General features: G+C 65.3%; 17 protein-coding genes. 12 read left to right on the plus strand and 5 right to left on the minus strand.

Annotated elements, in window-relative coordinates; all coding sequences use genetic code 11:
• Positions 1-52 precede the first annotated feature (52 nt).
• Genes L8F97_RS01990 through L8F97_RS02005 form a run of 4 tightly spaced genes read left to right on the plus strand, consistent with a single transcriptional unit; the run spans position 53 to position 5,608 of the window.
• Complete coding sequence (locus L8F97_RS01990) at positions 53-1,315, plus strand: heavy-metal-associated domain-containing protein (protein ID WP_242146319.1); 1,263 nt, start codon at positions 53-55, stop codon at positions 1,313-1,315.
• On the plus strand, positions 1,312-1,944 hold the full coding sequence (locus L8F97_RS01995) for an HdaA/DnaA family protein (RefSeq protein WP_242146320.1): 633 nt from the start codon (positions 1,312-1,314) through the stop codon (positions 1,942-1,944). Before L8F97_RS01990 ends, L8F97_RS01995 begins: the two co-directional genes overlap by 4 nt.
• On the plus strand, positions 1,944-4,121 hold the full coding sequence (locus tag L8F97_RS02000; RefSeq protein WP_242146321.1) for an RNA degradosome polyphosphate kinase: 2,178 nt from the start codon (positions 1,944-1,946) through the stop codon (positions 4,119-4,121). The genes L8F97_RS01995 and L8F97_RS02000 overlap by 1 nt, the downstream gene beginning before the upstream one ends.
• A 2-nt stretch (positions 4,122-4,123) precedes the next feature.
• The gene (locus L8F97_RS02005; protein WP_242146322.1) at positions 4,124-5,608 is read left to right on the plus strand and encodes a Ppx/GppA family phosphatase; all 1,485 of its coding nucleotides are present in this window, start codon (positions 4,124-4,126) and stop codon (positions 5,606-5,608) included.
• 12 nt (positions 5,609-5,620) lie between these two features.
• Here the strand turns inward: L8F97_RS02005 and rnd are convergent, their stop codons facing one another.
• Positions 5,621-6,802, minus strand: coding sequence for a ribonuclease D (gene rnd, locus L8F97_RS02010; protein ID WP_242146323.1), 1,182 nt, complete (start codon positions 6,800-6,802; stop codon positions 5,621-5,623).
• A 113-nt stretch (positions 6,803-6,915) separates the two neighbouring features.
• On the opposite strand from rnd, the gene aspS reads away from it, so the two are divergent.
• The 3 genes from aspS to L8F97_RS02025 are packed head-to-tail and all read left to right on the plus strand — an operon-like array spanning position 6,916 to position 10,590.
• On the plus strand, positions 6,916-8,706 hold the full coding sequence (gene aspS / locus L8F97_RS02015) for an aspartate--tRNA ligase (protein WP_242146324.1): 1,791 nt from the start codon (positions 6,916-6,918) through the stop codon (positions 8,704-8,706).
• A 51-nt stretch (positions 8,707-8,757) separates the two neighbouring features.
• Positions 8,758-9,540, plus strand: a complete 783-nt coding sequence (locus L8F97_RS02020; protein WP_242146325.1) for a polyphosphate kinase 2 family protein — start codon at positions 8,758-8,760, stop codon at positions 9,538-9,540.
• A gap of 36 nt (positions 9,541-9,576) precedes the next feature.
• A complete protein-coding gene (locus L8F97_RS02025; protein WP_242146326.1) occupies positions 9,577-10,590 on the plus strand; it encodes a cell wall hydrolase in 1,014 nt (337 codons plus the stop codon).
• 36 nt (positions 10,591-10,626) lie between these two features.
• Here L8F97_RS02025 and L8F97_RS02030 read toward each other — a convergent pair whose 3' ends face one another.
• Positions 10,627-11,256 (minus strand): carbonic anhydrase, encoded by a 630-nt coding sequence (locus L8F97_RS02030; RefSeq protein WP_242146327.1) that lies wholly within the window; start codon positions 11,254-11,256, stop codon positions 10,627-10,629.
• Between the two features lie 121 nt (positions 11,257-11,377).
• Here L8F97_RS02030 and lipA point away from each other — a divergent pair, with 121 nt between their 5' ends.
• Positions 11,378-12,334 carry a lipoyl synthase gene (lipA, locus tag L8F97_RS02035; protein ID WP_242146328.1) on the plus strand — a complete coding sequence of 319 codons (957 nt, stop codon included), beginning with the start codon at positions 11,378-11,380 and terminating at the stop codon, positions 12,332-12,334.
• 18 nt (positions 12,335-12,352) lie between these two features.
• On the plus strand, positions 12,353-12,838 hold the full coding sequence (locus L8F97_RS02040) for a type II toxin-antitoxin system RatA family toxin (RefSeq protein WP_242146329.1): 486 nt from the start codon (positions 12,353-12,355) through the stop codon (positions 12,836-12,838).
• On the opposite strand, the gene L8F97_RS02045 is transcribed toward L8F97_RS02040, so the two are convergent.
• The 3 genes from L8F97_RS02045 to L8F97_RS02055 all read right to left on the minus strand — a co-directional run bounded on the left by L8F97_RS02045 (position 12,772) and on the right by L8F97_RS02055 (position 14,989).
• Positions 12,772-13,299, minus strand: coding sequence for a CinA family protein (locus L8F97_RS02045; RefSeq protein WP_242147097.1), 528 nt, complete (start codon positions 13,297-13,299; stop codon positions 12,772-12,774). The genes L8F97_RS02040 and L8F97_RS02045 overlap by 67 nt on opposite strands.
• 2 nt (positions 13,300-13,301) lie before the next feature.
• Positions 13,302-13,751: a hypothetical protein gene (locus L8F97_RS02050; protein ID WP_242146330.1), complete on the minus strand. Its 450-nt coding sequence runs from the start codon at positions 13,749-13,751 to the stop codon at positions 13,302-13,304.
• Between the two features lie 89 nt (positions 13,752-13,840).
• A complete protein-coding gene (locus L8F97_RS02055) occupies positions 13,841-14,989 on the minus strand; it encodes a bifunctional 2-C-methyl-D-erythritol 4-phosphate cytidylyltransferase/2-C-methyl-D-erythritol 2,4-cyclodiphosphate synthase (RefSeq protein ID WP_242146331.1) in 1,149 nt (382 codons plus the stop codon).
• A gap of 97 nt (positions 14,990-15,086) precedes the next feature.
• Between L8F97_RS02055 and dusB the strand changes: the two genes are divergently transcribed.
• The 3 genes from dusB to ntrC are packed head-to-tail and all read left to right on the plus strand — an operon-like array spanning position 15,087 to position 18,569.
• Complete coding sequence (gene dusB / locus L8F97_RS02060) at positions 15,087-16,088, plus strand: tRNA dihydrouridine synthase DusB (RefSeq protein ID WP_242147099.1); 1,002 nt, start codon at positions 15,087-15,089, stop codon at positions 16,086-16,088.
• Complete coding sequence (locus L8F97_RS02065; protein WP_242146332.1) at positions 16,057-17,154, plus strand: two-component system sensor histidine kinase NtrB; 1,098 nt, start codon at positions 16,057-16,059, stop codon at positions 17,152-17,154. Before dusB ends, L8F97_RS02065 begins: the two co-directional genes overlap by 32 nt.
• The gene (gene ntrC / locus L8F97_RS02070) at positions 17,151-18,569 is read left to right on the plus strand and encodes a nitrogen regulation protein NR(I) (RefSeq protein ID WP_242146333.1); all 1,419 of its coding nucleotides are present in this window, start codon (positions 17,151-17,153) and stop codon (positions 18,567-18,569) included. Before L8F97_RS02065 ends, ntrC begins: the two co-directional genes overlap by 4 nt.
• The last annotated feature ends 18 nt before the right edge of the window (positions 18,570-18,587 follow it).

Genomic DNA, 18,587 nt, shown 5'->3' on the forward strand with positions numbered 1-18,587 from the left:
TAGACATATCCTGCTTGGATTTCCACGCCTGCTTCGCCAAAAGGGCGCCGACATGCCCTCGCGCCTTTCCCGCCCGTTCCAGTTGCTCATCGCCGCGACCTGTGTCGCCAGCGGTGGGCTGCTGCTTGCCCAGGATGCCTCGGCGCCCGTGCCCGCCTCCTCCGGTGCGATCGGCGACGGGTCGGGCAGTTACGAGGTCGGCGGCATCCGTGTCGACGTGAGCGCGGGCAACGCCGAGGCCGCGCGTTATGCCGGCTGGCGGCTGGCGCAGCGCAAGGGCTGGCAGATGCTGGCACAGCGGCTCGGCGCGAGTGTGGGCAGCGTGTCCGACGGGACGCTCGATTCGATGGTGTCCGGCATCATCATCGAGAAGGAGGAGATCGGGCCGAACCGTTATATCGGCCGCCTCGGTGTGCTGTTCAGTCGCGCGCGGGCGGGCGCGCTGCTCGGCGTGGCGGATCAGGAGCAACGCTCCACCTCGATGCTGACGATCCCGATCGCCTATTCGGGCGGCGCTGCGATCGCGTTCGAGCAGGATAACCCGTGGGTGCAGGCATGGGGCCGGTTCCGCACCGGCAACAGCGCGATCGATTACGTGCGGCCAAGCGGCACCGGCAGTGATTCGCTGCTGCTCAACCTCGGCCAGACGACGCGGCCGGGGCGGGCGTGGTGGCGCACCGTGCTCGACCAATATGGCTCGAACGACGTGCTGGTGCCGATCGTGCGGCTGTCGCGGCAATGGCCGGGCGGGCCGATCATCGGTGCGTTCCAGGCGCGTCATGGGCCGGACAATCACCTTATTACGCATTTCACGTTGCGGGTCGGCAATGCCGATGCCTTGCCGCTGCTGCTCGACGAGGGCGTGAAGCGGATCGACGCGGCCTACCAGGCGGAATTGCGCAGCGGCGGCCTGCAACCCGATTCGAGCCTTGCTTACGTGCCGCCGGTCCGCGCGACGCCGACTCCCACGCCTACGCCGACCGAGACGCCGACCGATCTGCCGGTCGTCTCCGGTACCGCGCCGATCACGATCGCGCCGAGCGATACCGCCACCGTCACGATCACCGTACAGGTCGATACGCCGGGCGCCGCCGCCGTTACCGCAACCGAGGCATCGCTGCGGAGCCTTGCCGGCGTGCGCAGCGCAGTCACTACCAGCCTCGCGCTCGGCGGCGTTTCGGTGATGCGTGTCGCGTTCGATGCGGACCCTGCGCTGTTTCGCGCCGAGCTTGAAGCAAAGGGCTGGACGGTGAGCGGCAGCGGCACGACCGTCCGCATCCGCCGTGCCGGCGCAACCGACGGTAACCCGGGGTGAGCGCACAACTGGCTTTGCCGTTCGAATGGCCGGCGGACCCGCATGACGATGAGTTTCTCGTAACCGAATCGAACCAGCGCGCCGTTCAGCAACTCGAGCAATGGACCAGCTGGCCGGTAGCGGCAGTGGTCATCACTGGCCCGCGCAAATCGGGGCGCAGCCTGCTCGCGCGGATCTTCGCCGCGAAGACGGGCGGACAACTGGTGGACGATGCCGAGCAGCAGGGCGAGGCCGACATCTTCCACGCGTGGAACCGCGCGCAGGAAACCCGCCTGCCGGTGGTGATCGTAGCCTATGCAGCCCCGCCGGAATGGACGATCCGGCTGCCCGATCTGCGCTCGCGACTGGCCGCCAGCCCGACCGTGCGAATCGGTGCGCCCGACGAGGCGCTGATGCGCGCGGTGCTGGAGCGGCAGTTCTTCCGGCGCGGTCTCGACGCGCGGCCTGACCTGATCGAGTGGCTCGCCAAGCGGATCGAACGGACTCACGTGGCGTTGTTGCGCACGGTGGATGTGCTCGATGAAGCGGTGCTGGAAAGCCGCAAGCGCCTGTCGATCCCGCTGGCGCGCGCCACCCTGACCGACGCTGGTCTGATCGACGGTTTGCAACACGAACTGGCAGGATTCTGATGAACAGACCAGCGCATCTCGCCCGTCTCGACAATGACGAGGATCCGTTCGCCCCCACCGAGGGCACCGACCGGCTGTTCAACCGCGAGCTGTCGTGGATGGCATTCAACCGCCGCGTGCTGGAGGAAGCGCGCAACCCGGCGCATCCGCTGCTGGAACGGTTGCGCTTCCTGTCGATCTCGGGATCGAACCTCGATGAGTTCTTCATGGTGCGCGTCGCCGGGCTGAAGGGCCAGCAGTTGCAGGATGTCGACCGGCTCTCCGCCGATGGCCTCAACAGCAGCCAGCAACTTGCAGCGATCGTTGGGGAGGCGGACGAGCTGATCGAACGCCAGCGCACCGTGTGGCGCGAACTGCGCGGTTTGCTGGCCGAGACCGGCATTGAAATTCTCACCTCGCGCACGATCGACGAATCGCTCACAGCCGAGGAACTCCGCTGGCTGGAAACGCAGTTCCGCGAACAGATCTTCCCGATCCTCACCCCGCAGGCGCTCGACCCCGCGCATCCCTTTCCGTTCATCTCCAACCAGGGGCTGGCGGTGATGTTCGATCTGGTGCGCCAGTCGGACGATCAGCCGATTCGCGAGCTGGTGATGCTGCCCGCGCCGATGCCGCGCTTCCTGCGCGTGCCGGGCGAGACGGTGCGCTACGTCGCGGTCGAATCGCTGGTCAAGCGGTTCGCGCCGCTGATCTTCCCGGGCTATCATGTGCTCGGCGGCGCGGAGTTCCGCGTGCTGCGCGACAGCGATATCGAGATCGAGGAGGATGCCGAGGATCTCGTCCGCTACTTCGCCAATGCGATCAAGCGGCGGCGGCGCGGGCGCGTGATCCGGCTCGAGCTGGAAAGCGGTATGCCCGAGGCGCTGGGCGCGGTGCTGCGCGAGGAGCTGGGCGGGACCAATGCCTTTGTCACCGAGAGCGGCGCGTTTCTCGGCGTCGGAGATCTCAGCGCGATTGTCGATGAGGATCGGCCCGATCTCAAGTTCCCGCCATTCTCGCCGCGCTTCCCGGAGCGGATCCGTGAGTTCGGCGGCGATTGCTTTGCGGCGATCAGCAGCAAGGACATCATCGTCCACCATCCGTATGAGACGTTCGAGGTGGTGCTCGCCTTTCTGAAGCAGGCGGCAAACGACCCGGACGTGGTGGCGATCAAACAGACGCTATACCGCGCGGGCAAGCAGCCCGCCGTTATCAATGCGCTCATCACCGCCGCCGAAGCGGGCAAGTCGGTAACCGCTGTGGTCGAGTTGAAGGCGCGCTTTGACGAGGAGCAGAACCTGCTGTGGGCGTCCGCGCTCGAGCGGGCCGGCGTGCAGGTGGTGTACGGCTTCATCGACTGGAAGACGCACGCCAAGGTTTCTATGGTCGTACGCCGCGAGGCCGGGCAATACCGCACCTATTGCCACTTCGGCACCGGCAATTATCACCCGATCACCGCGCGCATCTATACCGACCTGAGCTTTTTCACCGCCGATCCCGAGATCGGCCGCGATGCCGCACAGATGTTCAACTACGTCACCGGGTATATCGAGCCGACCGGCATGGCGAAGATGAGCCTTTCCCCGCGTGACCTGCGCCCGCGCCTGATGGCGCTGATCGATTCGGAGATCGCCAACGCGCTGGGCGGCAAACCCGCCGCGATCTGGGCGAAGATGAACTCGGTAGTCGATCCGCAGGTGATCGAGAAGCTGTACGAGGCCAGTAACGCCGGTGTGATGATCGACCTCATCATCCGCGGCATCTGCTGCCTCAGGCCGGGTGTGCCGGGCATGTCGGAGAATATCCGCGTGAAGTCGGTAGTCGGCCGGTTCCTCGAACACAGCCGGATCTGGTGTTTCGGCAACGGTGCCGAACTGCCGAGCGACACCGCCAAGGTGTTCATCTCCTCCGCCGACTGGATGCAGCGCAATTTCGACCGGCGCGTCGAATATATGCTGCCGATCGAGAATGCGACGGTGCACCGGCAGGTCCTCGACCAGGTGATGGTGGCGAACCTGATCGACAACGAACAGAGCTGGGAATTGCAGAGTGACGGCAGCTATGTGCGCGACGAACCGGGCGACCGGCCGTTCAACCTGCATCGTTACTTCATGACCAATCCGTCGCTGTCCGGACGCGGTACGGCGCTGACCGCGAGCGATGCGGTGCCCAAGCTGTCGCTGCGACGTAACCGCTGAACATGGCGTTGTTCGGTAAAACGCCGGTCGCGCTCGAGCCGCGCACCGCGATCATCGACATCGGTTCGAATTCGATCCGACTTGTCGTCTATCAGGGACCGGCGCGGTTGCCGGCGATCCTGTTTAACGAAAAGGTGATGGCCGGGCTGGGGCGCGGCCTTGCCGATACCGGCGCGATCTCGCCATCGTCGTTGCGCATGGCGGAGGATGCGCTGGACCGCTTCGCCGCCGTCGCCCGCGAGATGGAGGTCGATCAGCTTCGCACCGTCGCGACGGCGGCGGTGCGCGATGCCAGCAACGGCAAGGCGTTGCTGGCGATGGCCAAGGCGGCGGGACTGACGGTGGAGTTGCTGTCGGGCGAGGAGGAGGCGGTCGGCGCGGGCTATGGCGTGCTGTCGGGCATTCCCGATGCCAACGGCATCGTCGGCGATCTTGGCGGAGGCAGCCTCGAACTGATCCGCGTACGCGGTGGTGCGGTGCAGGACCGGGTTTCTTTCCCGCTCGGTGTGTTGCGTGTCGCGGCAATTCGGGGCGAGGGGCCGGGCGCGTTGCAACGGCGCGTCACGAAACTCCTCAAGGATGCCGGCTGGGCCGGGCGTGGCAAGGGGCTGCCGCTGTATTTGGTCGGAGGCTCGTGGCGATCGATGGCGCGGCTCGACATGCACCTTGGCGAATATCCGCTCCCGGTGATCCACCAATATGCCATGCCCCGCGCGTCGATCACGCGGATGGGACGGACTATCGCACAGGTCAACAAGGGCTGGCTGCGCGCCGTGCCGGGGCTGCAATCGGGGCGGGCGGGGTCGCTCGGCAATGCGACGTCGTTATTGGCGATTTTGCTCAAGCAACTGGGCTGCGAGCGTACGATTGTCTCTGCTTATGGCTTGCGCGAGGGGTTGCTCTATCAGGCGCTGGATGCCGAGACACGCGCACTCGATCCGCTGATCGTGGCGGCGCGCGACGAGGGCAGGCGGCATGGGCGTTTCGCCGAACATGGCGATTTGTTGGACCGGTGGATCGCGCCGCTGTTCGTGACCGATGCGCCGGCAATGGCGCGGCTCCGGTTGGCGGCGTCTCTGCTCGCCGATGTCGGCTGGCGCGCCAACCCCGATTTTCGGGCAGAGCGCGGTGTCGAGATCGCGCTGCACGGCAATTGGGTCGGCATTGATGCACGCGGGCGGGCGCTGATGGCGCAGGCGCTGTTCACCAGCCTCGGCGGGGGGATGGAGGCACCGGCACCGGTCGGCGCACTGGCACCCCCCGCCGAGCTGAAGCGCGCGATCGGTTGGGGACTGGCGATGCGGCTCGGCCAGCGGCTGAGCGGCGGGCTGGAGGGGCCGTTGCGGCGCACCCGACTCAGCGATGAGAACGGAGCGGCGGTGCTGACGATGCCCGCCGCGGACCGCGCGCTGTATAGCGAGGCGGTGGAGCGGCGGCATGCCGCACTGGCGACGGCACTCGGTCGCAAGGCGATCTTCTCGACCTGAGGCCCGCCGCCGTTACTCGGTGACGACGGCCTCGGTACGGGTCATCTTGAGCTTGCCGTTCACCACTGCGAACGCGAGCCGGCCCTCGACCAGATCGAGCGCATCGCGGCCGAACTGGTCGAATCGCCAGCCTTCGAGGATCGACAGCCCCTCGCGCTGCCCGGCGGCAAGCGCGTCGAGATCGTCACCGCGCGCGAGCAGCCGCGCCGCGACGTCGATATCGCGCGACCGAATCTTGAGCAGCAACTTGAGCAGGTCCGCCACCAAGGCCCCGTCCTTGCCAAGACCGGGCTTGCGATCGTCGCGCGCGGGCATTTCCTCCGCCGCCATCGGTTCGGCGTTCTCCAGCGCGGCCATCATCCGGCTACCGATGTCGTTGGTCGCCCAGGTCGGCGACAGGCCACGCACCTTGGCGAGATCGGCCTGTTTGCGCGGCGGGTGGCCGGCAATGTCGGCGATCGTCTCGTCCTTGACGATGCGGCCGCGCGGCAGGTTCTTACCCTGCGCTTCCAACTCGCGCCAGCGCGCCAAGGCCTTGAGGCGGCCGAGGATGTCCGCCTTGCGACTCGGCACGCGAATGCGCCGCCATGCAGTATCGGGATCGTTGGCGTAATTGGCGGGATCGCCGATTCGCTCCATCTCGATGTCGAGCCACGCGCCGCGCCCGGTCTTGCGCAGGCGCTGAAGCATCTTGGGGAAGATCTTGGCGAGATGCGTCACGTCGCCGATCGCATATTCGATCTGCCGGGCATCCAGCGGGCGGCGGCTCCAGTCGGTGAAGCGCGCGCCCTTGTCGACGCTGATGCCGAGATACGCGTCGACCAGATTGGAATAGCCGATCTGCTCGCCCTGGCCGAGCGCCATCGCCGCGACCTGGGTGTCGAACAGCGGGTAGGGGGTCTTGCCGGTGAGGTTGTAGACGATCTCGAGATCCTGCCCGCCGGCGTGGAAGACCTTCAGCACATCCTCGTTATTGACCATCAGATCGAGCAGCGGCGTCATGTCGAGACCGGGCGCCAACGGATCGATCGCCGCCGCCTCGTTCTCGTCGGCGATCTGGATCAGGCAGAGTTCCGGCCAGAAGGTGTTCTCGCGCATGAACTCTGTATCTACGCAGACGAAGTCGGCTTCGGCGAGGCGGGTGCAGAGATTGGCGAGCGTGGCGCTGTCGGTAATGAGCGGATGGATATGCATCTTCACCCCTTAGCGAGGGATGCGCGCCTTGACAAAGGCGTGTCGTAAAGGGAGGTGCGCGACCATATTCCCAACGCTCCGCTTGGCCGGGGCGCAGACCGTAGAGACAGCACATGCACGCCTATCGCACGCACACTTGCGCCGAACTTCGCGCCGAACACGTCGGCCAGGAAGTCCGCCTGTCGGGCTGGGTCCACAAGAAGCGCGACCACGGCGATCTCGTCTTCGTCGACTTACGCGACCATTACGGCATCACCCAGATCGTCACCGATGTGAGCGGCGCGGTGTTCGATGTGATCGAAAGCCTGCGTAGCGAGAGCGTGGTGACGATCACCGGCACCGTGGTAGCGCGTGCGGGCGAGGCGGTGAACCCCAACCTGCCGACCGGCGCGATCGAGGTGCGCGCCACCTCCGCGGTGGTGCAGTCGGTCGCGCATGAACTGCCGATGCCGGTGGCGAGCGAGAACGAATATCCCGAGGACATTCGCCTGCGTTATCGCTTCCTCGATCTGCGCCGCGAGCGGCTGCACGCCAACATCCTGCTGCGTTCGCAGGTGATCTCGTCGCTGCGCCAGCGCATGATCGGGCAGGGCTTCACCGAGTTCCAGACGCCGATCCTGACCGCGAGCAGCCCCGAAGGCGCGCGCGACTATCTGGTGCCGAGCCGGGTCCACCCGGGCAAGTTCTACGCGCTGCCGCAGGCGCCGCAGATGTTCAAGCAGTTGCTGATGGTGGCCGGGTTCGACCGCTATTTCCAGATCGCGCCGTGCTTCCGCGACGAGGATGCCCGCGCCGATCGTTCGCCGGGCGAGTTCTACCAGCTCGATTTCGAGATGAGCTTCGTCACGCAGGACGACGTGTTCGCCGCGATCGAGCCGGTGCTGCACGGGGTTTTCGAACAGTTCGCAGACTGGCAGGGCAAGGGGCGCACCGTCTCGCCGCTGCCGTTCAAGCGCATTCCGTACCGCGAATCGATGCTCAAGTACGGCAACGACAAACCCGACCTGCGCAATCCGATCCTGATCTCGGATGTGTCGGCGCAGTTCGTCGGTTCGGGGTTCGGCCGGTTTGCGTCGATTGTGGAAGCGGGTGACGTGGTGCGGGCGATCCCGGCACCGGGCACGGCGGACAAGAGCCGCAAATTCTTCGACGATATGAACAGTTGGGCGCAGGGCGAAGGTTTTGCCGGGCTTGGCTACGCCACCCGAAAGGGCGGCGAATGGGGTGGCCCGATCGCCAAGAACCACGGCGAGGCGAAGATGAGCGAGATGGCCGACGCACTCGGCCTCGGCCCGGATGATGGCATGTTCTTCGCCGCCGGCAAGGAGGCTCAGGCCGCCAAGCTCGCCGGCCTCGCCCGCACCCGCGTGGCGGAGACGCTCGGGCTGATCGACGACAAAAGGTTCGAGTTCTGCTGGATCGTTGATTTCCCGATGTTCGAATATGACGAGGACCTCAAGAAGGTCGACTTCAGCCACAACCCGTTCTCGATGCCTCAGGGCGAGATGGAGGCTTTGGAAACCAAGGACCCGCTCGATATCCTCGCCTACCAGTACGATATCGTCTGCAACGGGGTGGAGCTGTCGTCGGGCGCGATCCGGAACCACAAGCCCGAGATCATGTATAAGGCGTTCGAGATCGCCGGCTATACGCAGGCCGAGGTCGATACGAACTTCGCGGGCATGATCAACGCGTTCAAGTGCGGCGCGCCGCCGCACGGCGGCTCCGCGCCGGGCGTCGATCGCATCGTCATGCTGCTGGCGGACGAGCCGAACATCCGCGAGGTCATCACCTTCCCGATGACGCAGAAGGCGGAGGACCTCATGATGGGTGCGCCGAACTTCGCCAGCCCCAAGCAGTTGAAGGAATTGCACATCAAGCTGGACGGTCCGGGCACGAAGTAACGCTTTGGCCGCCGCGCCGGAACTGTTCCGGCGCGGCGGGATTGAGCGGTGATGACCATCGATCTCAAAGATTACGAATCCGGTGCGGATTTCGCCGGCGATTACGAGCACGCCATCACCAAACTGCAAAAGCGGCTCGCGCACATCCAGGTCGCGCATATCATCCACGGCAAGCGCGCGATCGTGCTGTTCGAGGGCTGGGACGCGGCGGGCAAGGGCGGCATCATTCAGCGGCTGACCGGCGAATGGGACCCGCGCAATTTCGAGGTCTGGCCGATCAAGGCACCGACCGAAGCGGAACGTGACCGGCACTTTCTGTGGCGCTTCTGGCAGCGGCTGCCTGCCAATGGCGACATCGCCGTGTTCGATCGCAGCTGGTATGGTCGCGTGCTGGTCGAACGTGTCGAAGGTTATGCTTCCAAGGACGACTGGAAGCGTGGTTATGACGAAATCAACGCATTCGAGGCGCAGCAGGTCGAATCGGGCACGACGATCGTAAAGCTGTTCGTCCACACCAGCCAGAAAACGCAGGACAAGCGGCTCGCGGCCCGGCTCGACCATCCTTGGAAACGCTGGAAGACCGGGCTGGACGATTATCGCAACCGTGCCAAGCGTGACGCGTATCTCGACGCGATGCACGACATGTTCTGCCGCACCGATACACGCGTGGCGCCTTGGCACGTCGTGGACGGTAATCGCAAGAAATCCGCGCGGATTGTCGCTCTCACGCTGATTGCGGACGCGCTGGAGGCAAACGTGGACATGACCCCGCCGGTGCTCGACCCGGAGGTTGAGAAAGTCGCGCGGGCCGCGCTGAAGGGCGAGTGTCCTTAACCGGAGCCTAAACCTTTCACGCTAAGCGTGTGCCGGATGAACTGGCGCCGCTTTTCCTTGTTGTCGTGTCTGCTGCTGATGCTGCCGGCGATCCTGCTCGCGCCATCCTGCACGCGCGCGCCGCGGATGCAGGTGGTGATGGACATCCCGCCGATCGTCCGAGCGCCCGATCTGCTCAAGCGGCTCGCGCTTAACGTGCCGGGGGATGTGATCCACGCCTCGATGAAGGAGGACGCGACCGCGTTCGAGGATCAGGCCGCGCCTGCGTTCTTCGCGCAGGCACAGACCGCCGACGATGCCACCCGCGCGCTCGATTGCCTGACTGCGGCGGTCTATTACGAGGCGCGATCGGAAGGTGACGAGGGCGAACGCGCCGTTGCGCAGGTCGTGCTCAACCGTGTGCGGGATCGCGCGTTTCCGCGCAGCATCTGCGGCGTCGTATATCAGGGGTCGAGCCGCCGTACCGGTTGCCAGTTCAGCTTCACCTGCGATGGTTCGCTCAACCGGCCGATCGAGTCACGCGCCTGGGCCCGCGCGCGCGCGGTTGCGATGGGCGCACTGGCCGGGTTGGTCTACGCTCCGGTCGGTTCGGCGACGTTCTACCACGCCAATTACGTGTCGCCATGGTGGGCGGGCAGCATGAAACAGGTCGCCTCGGTCGGCGCGCATATCTTCTACCGCTGGCGCGGTGCGATGGAGAATGCGCTGGCGTTCCGCCAGACTTATTCGGGGAGCGAGAGTCTGCCTGGCGACATCACCCCGTTGTTAGCCGCGACCGACACCAGCGGTTTTGCCCCGTCGAGCGCCGTGAATGGCGGAATCCAGGTGGTCGGTTCGGTGACGATCCACCGCAGCATGGGCGATGACACACCCACCCCTGCGATAACAGCGCCCCCGGCCATGGCGGACAGCGGTGTGGGCGGCGTGCGGGTGCATCGCGGCAACGCAGATCTATCCGCGGCGCCGATCCCGGCCATTGCCCAAAGTGAAGGCAAGCCGCGCCACATCACCGTTTCACAAGCGAGCATGGCGCAGGCCGACCCGGCCTGATCATCGGCAATCGGACCCGCTACCCTGCGGCGATCCTCAGGCGGGGGCGAATGTGCCCTCGTCATCCATGACGTGCAACACCCCGTCGGCGATGGCGAAATAGGCGCCGCGCAGCTTTAGCGTGCCCGCCGCCTCGCGCTCGGGGATGAAGGGGAAGGTGCGCAGGTTGGCAAGGCTGACACGGACCGTCTCCAGCTCGAGCGCGCGGATTGCCTCCGGGCCGGTGCCGTGCTGGGCGACGATCCGGTCGCGCGCCTCGTCCAGCATGTCGACCCAGTGTGCGATGAAGCCCCCTTCGCCGGGTTCCTTGCCCTCGAAAGCATGGGTGAGGGCCGCCTTCACGCCACCGCAGGAGCCGTGACCCATCACCACCACATCGGTGACGTTGAGTTGCGTCACCGCGAATTCCAGTGCGGCCGAGACGCCGTGGCGCGAACCGTCGTGTTCGAATGGCGGGACAAGATTGGCAACGTTGCGAACCACGAAAATCTCACCGGGTGAGGTGTCGAAAATCTGCGAAGGATCGACCCGGCTATCCGAACAGGCGATCACCAGCACGCGCGGCGCCTGGCCCTCGCGCAGTTCGGCCCAGCGCGCGCGCTGCCGTGTCCAATCCACCACGCGGAACCGCTGATACCCGTCGATCAGATCGTCGAAACCGCTCATGCTTGCTCTCCAGGCGCAGTGATGGGCGGTTCCTAACGGCAAACCCGCGCTTCCGACAAGCGCAAGCGCGATGATGCGCCCGGCAGTTGTGGGGAGCCGCCTTGATCGCTATTTGACCCACATGAACGACATTACGCCGATCGCCCATCCTGCCCTGACGCCTGCCGAGCCGCGCCCCGAAGGACGACAGCGCAAACCGGACTGGATTCGGGTGAAGGCACCGATGGGTGCGGTGTATAACGAAACCAAGGGGCTGATGCGGCGGCTCGGCCTCAATACGGTGTGTGAGGAAGCGGCTTGCCCGAACATCGGCGAGTGCTGGACCAAGAAGCACGCCACGGTGATGATCTTGGGCGACACCTGCACGCGGGCCTGCGCGTTCTGCAACGTGAAGACCGGCATGCCGCGCGCGGTCGACAAGCTGGAGCCGCAACACACCGCCGATGCCGCCGCCGAACTTGGGCTGGAACATATCGTTATCACCTCCGTCGATCGTGACGATCTGCCGGATGGCGGCGCGTCGCAATTCGTGAAGGTGATCGAGGCGCTACGCCGCACCACGCCGACGACAACGATCGAGATCCTGACACCTGATTTCCGCAATAAGACGCAGGCTGCGGTTGAGTCGATCGTGACCGCGCGGCCGGACGTGTACAACCACAACCTGGAAACGGTGCCGCGCCTTTATCCGACAATCCGCCCCGGTGCGCGCTACTACGCGTCGCTGCGACTGCTGGAGAGCGTGAAGCGGCACGACCCGTCGATCTTTACCAAGTCCGGGGTCATGCTCGGGCTGGGTGAGGAGCGGCTGGAGGTGCATCAGGTGATGGACGACATGCGCTCCGCCGACATCGATTTTCTGACGATGGGGCAGTATCTCCAGCCGACGCCGCGCCATGCCAAGGTGATCGATTTCGTGACCCCCAAGGCGTTCGACGCCTATGCGCAGATCGCACGCGCGAAGGGCTTCCTGCTGGTCGCATCCTCGCCGTTGACGCGGTCGAGCTATCACGCTGGCGATGACTTTGCCCGCCTGCGTGCCGCGCGGGAGGCAAAGCTGGCGATGGTGCGGGTGTGATGGCCGGGGTAGCACACTTTGCCTAAGCATCACGAAACGCGCCGCCTGCCGTATACGCCGGAGCAGATGTTCGACCTCGTCGCCGACGTGGCGCGCTACCCGGAGTTCCTGCCGTGGGTATCCGCGATGCGGGTGCGGTCGAACACCGATACGCAGATGGTTGCCGACATGATCGTCGGCTTCAAGGGCCTGCGCGAGACGTTCACCTCGAAGATCGATAAGGAACGGCCAAACCGGGTGCATGTCGATTATGTCGACGGACCGCTGAAATATCTGCGTAACGATTGGGTTTTCCGCCCGGAGGGCACTGGTTGCGCGGTCGATTTCACGGTCGATTTTGCGTTCAAGAATCGCGTGTTCGAGATGTTGGCTGGGCAGGTGTTCGGTGTTGCGCTCCGCAAGATGATCGGCGCATTCGAGGAACGCGCCGCCCTGCTTTACGGGGCCTCGTCCCGCTCTGTTGCAGACGGCAGCAACAATTCAAGCGCGCATAACGCCGCCTGAAGGCGGATGCCGCCGCGACCGATGTCGCCGAACTGCTTACGATCCGCGACGACGTGCTGGGGGTCTGCCCCTCGCTCGGCGCGCGCGAAGACGACAGTGCCGACCGGTTTCTTCTCGGTGCCGCCATCGGGGCCTGCGACGCCGGTGATCGCCACGGCGATATCCGCGCCGCTTGCCTCGAGCGCACCCTGCGCCATGCTCCACGCAGTCGCGATCGAAACCGCGCCGAACGTATCGAGCACATCCGGGCTGACGTTGAGCGTGTCGACCTTCGCGTCGTTGGAATACGTGATGTAGCCGCGTTCGAACATGGCGGACGAACCCGGGATTTCGGTAATCGCGGCCGCGACGAGGCCACCGGTGCAGCTTTCCGCGACGCAAATCGTGCGGCCGGCCGCCAGGTTGGTATCGACCGCCTTCTGGGCGGCGGCGACGAGTTCGGCAGGCAGGATGGTCAGCATCGTCACTGGGCTCCGAACGGACAAATTGGGATGGCGGCTGGCTTGACGCCGTTCTTGCGGTCGGTTGCCGCGATCTGCATCGCCGCAACGATCGCACCGACCGCGTTCTTGGGCGGCAACGGCGCGATCATGGTGAGAAACCGGTTGGCCGGGCCGCAATCGGCCGGCGTCACCTGCTGCGCAACGATCGGCCCGGCAAGCGAGATCAGCATCAGCCGGGCGAGATCGTTATCGAGCATCGGCGTTGCTTCGGGCGGCAGGATTTTGGCCAACGCCCGTCTGGTATTCGGCCAATTCGCATCGGCAAGCGCGCGGTAATTGTCGCCAAACGCCCGCCCGGGCGAGCGCAACAGCGCGGTAGGGGGCAGCTGCGTCGCACAAGTGCGGCCCACCTCCTCCAGCGCATCGGGGATGACGGTGATGAGCAGCGATTCCGCCTCGGGCGCAGTCACGCAAGCGCGTGCACGAAGCGGCTGGGCCACAGCGTTTGAGGCAAGTGCGCACGCGGCAGCGGCGACCGCGAGAAGACGCCGGGTTCTCATCATGCCGCGATCCTGATCGTCGCCACCGCCTGCGCTGCGATGCCCTCGCCACGACCGGTGAAGCCGAGCCGTTCGGTCGTGGTCGCCTTGACGCTGATCTGACCGGGAGCCACCTGCAGCAGATCGGCGATACGGGCGCGCATACCCTCGCGGTGGGGGCCGATCTTGGGGGCCTCGCAGATGATGGTAAGGTCGATGAAGTCGATGATCCCACCGCGGCGCGCGATCAGCGTGGCGGCATGCTGGAGGAACTGCGCCGAGTTCGCGCCACGCCACTGCGGATCGCTCGGCGGGAAGTGCATGCCGATATCGCCATCCGCGATCGTACCCAGCAACGCGTCGGTGACCGCGTGGAGCGCGACGTCGGCATCGCTATGGCCCGAAAGCCCCTTGTCGTGCGGGATCAACAACCCGCCCAGCCACAGCTCCTCGCCCTCGACGAGGCGATGAACGTCATAGCCGGTGGCGGTACGCACGCGCAGGGTGGCGGCATGGCGCGCTTCGGCGGCGGCGAAATCGGACGGGTGGGTGATCTTCTCGAGCATCGGGTCGCCTTGGACGATGGAGACATTATAGCCGGATCGCGGGACCATCTGCGCGTCGTCGGTCGCTTCCGCATGCTCGGGCCAGTCGCGGTGTGCGGCCAGCACCTCGGCGAAGCGGAACGCTTGCGGCGTCTGCACCCGGTAAAGGTGGTCGCGCGAGACCGTCTCGCCGAGCGTGCCGTCGTGGCGCACCAGCGTGTCGGCGACGGCAAGCGCGGGAATCGCAGCGACATCCGAGTCGAGCGCGGCGAGCAGCCGGTCGATCACGTCCGCCGAGAGGAACGGACGGGCGGCATCATGGATCAGCACGCGATCTGGCGCTTCGGCGGCGAGCGCCTGCAAGCCGTTGCAAACCGAGTCGCGGCGGGTCATGCCCCCAATGACGAACGGCACGTCACCGAGAGTCTCGGCGAGCAAAGCCTCCTGACCGGCACCGATCACCACCAGCACACCCGCGATGGCGGGATGCGCGGCAAACGCGGCGTGGCTGTGCGCGAGCAGCGGTTTGCCGGCGAGCGGGGCGAACTGTTTGGGAAGCGCGCTGCCGCTGCGCAGGCCCTGCCCGGCGGCTACGATGATCGCGTATGTTTTGGGTGACGACATGATGCCAGCGCCTAGCCCAAGCCGCCGCGACTGCCAACCTTGCCGCATCGGCGCCCTTCGCATATAGACTGCCTGTTTTTCAGGCAGACCCACAGTGATCGCGCGTACCCTCGCACCCATCCAGATCGGCCCCGTCACGATTTCGCAGCCGGTGATCCTGGCGCCGATGACGGGCGTGACCGACATGCCGTTCCGCACGATCGTGCGGCGCTACGGCTCCGGGCTCAACGTCACCGAGATGGTGGCGAGCCAAGCGGCGATCCGCGAAACGCGCCAGTCGTTGCAGAAGGCGGCATGGCATCCGATCGAAGACCCGGTGTCGATGCAGCTTGTCGGCTGTACGCCCCATGAGATGGGCGAGGCCGCCAAGCTATCGGAGGACCGTGGCGCCGCGATCATCGACATCAACATGGGCTGCCCGGTGCGCAAGGTGACCAGCGGCGATGCCGGATCGGCGCTGATGCGCGATCTCGTCAGCGCTGCCGCGATCGTCAGAGGCGTGGTCGATGCGGTGAAGGTGCCGGTCACGTTGAAGATGCGGATGGGTTGGGATCATTCCAGTCTCAACGCGCCGGAACTCGCCCATATCGCCGAGGATCTCGGGGTGAAACTGATCACCGTGCACGGCCGCACCCGCAACCAGATGTACAAGGGCAGCGCCGACTGGGCGTTCATCCGCAAGGTCAAGGACGCGGTGCGCGTGCCGGTCATCGCCAATGGCGACATCTGTTCGATCGAGGATGCCGAGGCGGCGCTCGATCAGTCCGGAGCGGATGGCATCATGATCGGGCGTGGAGCGTACGGGCGGCCGTGGCTGCTCGGTCAGGTGATGGAGTGGTTCCGCTCCGGCCGCCGGGTTGCCGATCCTACGCTGGACGAGCAATATAGCCTGATTGCAGCGCATTATGAGTCGATGCTGGAGCATTATGGCAACGAGACCGGCGTCAACATGATGCGCAAGCACATCGGCTGGTACACGCGTGGGCTGCATGGATCGGCCGAGTTCCGCAACAAGACCAACCAGATCGCCGATCCCAATCAGGTCAAGGCGATGCTGGCCGAATTCTATGCGCCGTATCGGAGCCGCGCGGCGGCATGACGTCATGATGATGGAGGCGGGGCCGAGCTTCGCCGAGTTGTTCGCAACGCTTCCCGTTGCGGTGATCGTGGTCGATCCTGAGTTTCGGATCACCTACGCCAACGCTGAATGCGAGACGTTGCTGAACCTGTCCGAACGGCTCATGCGCGGTCAGACGCTGGGTAGTGTGCTTGATGCGCCACGCGCACCCGATAACCGCGATGATCGGTTGTTCGCCGCCTTTGATACCGAAATCGACTTGCGGCGCGGCGGCCGAATCCGTCTCGATTACATCGAAGCTGCGGTAACAGACTGGCCGGGCTGGCGAACCATCACTTTGCATCACGTCGCCGGGTCGCGACGGTTGGGGCATTCGTCGGATCGCGCGTCTGCCGCCCGCGCCGCAATCGGCGCCGCGGCGATGCTCGCGCACGAGATCAAGAATCCCTTGTCGGGCATACGGGGCGCCGCGCAATTGCTGGCGGGGCCAAGAACCGACAATCAGTTGACGACGCTTATCACCACCGAGGTCGATCGCATCGCCGCGCTAATCGATCGGATGCAGGACTTTACCGACACGCGACCGCTTAACATTGAGCCGTCCAACATCTACCCACTGCTCGACCATGCCCGACGCGTGGCGCTCGCGGGGTTCGGTCGCGATGTCACGATCGAGGAACGGTTCGATCCGTCGCTGCCGCCGGTGCTGGTCGATCCCGACGCACTGCTGCAAGTTGTGCTGAACCTCCTCAAGAACGGCTGCGAGGCGCTGACCGCAGTCACAAATCCCCGCATTCTGCTGTCCACCGCCTATCGACATGGAATGGCAGTCAGTCCGTCACCGGGCCGCCCACGCCGGCCGCTACCGATCGAGGTATGCGTGATCGACAATGGCCCGGGCGCGCCGGAGGAAATTGCCGATCACCTTTTCGACCCGTTCATCTCCGGAAAGCCGGAGGGGCAGGGGCTTGGCCTGTCTCTGGTTGACAAGCTGGTGCGCGACATGGGCGGCATCGTCCAATATGCACGCGAGGGGTCGCCGCTCTCCACCGTTTTTCGTATCCTGCTTCCCAGAGGTTCCGCGTGACCAGAGCCGGCAACATCCTCGTCGTCGATGATGACAACGCGATCCGCACGGTTGTCGTCCATGCACTCCAACGCGACGGCCACCGCCTGACCACCGCCGCCACGCTCGCGGAGATGGAGATGCGGATGGCGTCCGGCATGCCCGACGTCCTTATCACGGACGTGGTGCTACCCGACGGCAACGGCCTCGATATGGTAGAGCGCTTGCTGGTCGAACATCCCGGCCTGCCGGTGATCGTGCTGTCCGCGCAGAACACATTGACGACGGCCGTGCGCTCCACCGAGGTTGGTGCGTTCGACTATCTGCCCAAACCGTTCGATATTGATACGCTCGCGGCTGCCGTTCAAAGCGCGCTCGCGCGGGGTTCCGGCGGCGTGATCGAGCCGATCGGTGAGGAAGATCGCGCGTTGCCGCTGATCGGCCGTTCCCCGGCGATGCAGGATGTCTATCGTGTCATCGCCCGCGTGGTCTCCAACGATCTTACCGTCCTGGTGTCAGGAGAGTCCGGCACTGGCAAGGAACTCGTCGCCCGTGCGATCCATGATCTCGGGCCCCGCCGCCGATCGCCGTTCATCGCGATCAACATGGCCGCGATCCCGCGCGAACTGATCGAGGCGGAACTGTTCGGACATGAACGCGGTGCGTTTACTGGTGCACAGGCGCGTTCGGCCGGAAGGTTCGAGCAGGCGGCGGGCGGGACGTTGTTCCTGGATGAGATCGGTGACATGCCGATGGAGGCGCAGACCCGCTTGTTGCGCGTGCTGCAGTCCGGCGAGTTCACCACGGTCGGCGGCGCGCGCACGATCCGCGCCGACGTTCGGATCGTGGCGGCGACCAATCGTGATCTGTCGCAACTCGTGGCGAACGGGCAGTTCCGCGAAGATCTATTCTACCGGCTCAACGTCGTTCCGGTGACTTTGCCCGCGTTGCGTGCCCGGCGGCAGGACATTGCCTTGCTGGCCCGCCACTTCCTCGATCGCGCTGCCGAAAGCGGTTTGCCGCGTAAGCAACTCGACCCGCACGCAGTAGCCGTGCTGGAGAGTCACGATTGGCCCGGCAACGTTCGGGAACTCGAGAACATGATGCGCCGCATGGCAGTGCTGAGCCGTGATGACATGATCGGCTCGGGAGAGGTGCGCGTACTGCTCGGCGGCGCCTATTCGGCGATCACGCCCGAAGAGGTTGATCCCGGTATCGCCGCCGCGATCCGCGCACGACTCGAACGTCTCGCCGTCGAGGAGCCTGCCGCACTCGATGACGGTTCGCTGTACGACCGCATCATCGGTGAAGTGGAACGACCTCTGATTGAGGCGCTGCTGGAACGGCATGGCAACAACCAGTTGCGGGCGGCACGCGCGTTGGGGATCAATCGCAATACTCTGCGCAAGCGGCTTGATACACTTGGCATCGGCTAGTGCAGCGACGGCGAGCCG

It is taken from the genome of Sphingomonas sp. BAUL-RG-20F-R05-02, from assembly GCF_022662305.1.
GTDB lineage: Bacteria > Pseudomonadota > Alphaproteobacteria > Sphingomonadales > Sphingomonadaceae > Sphingomonas.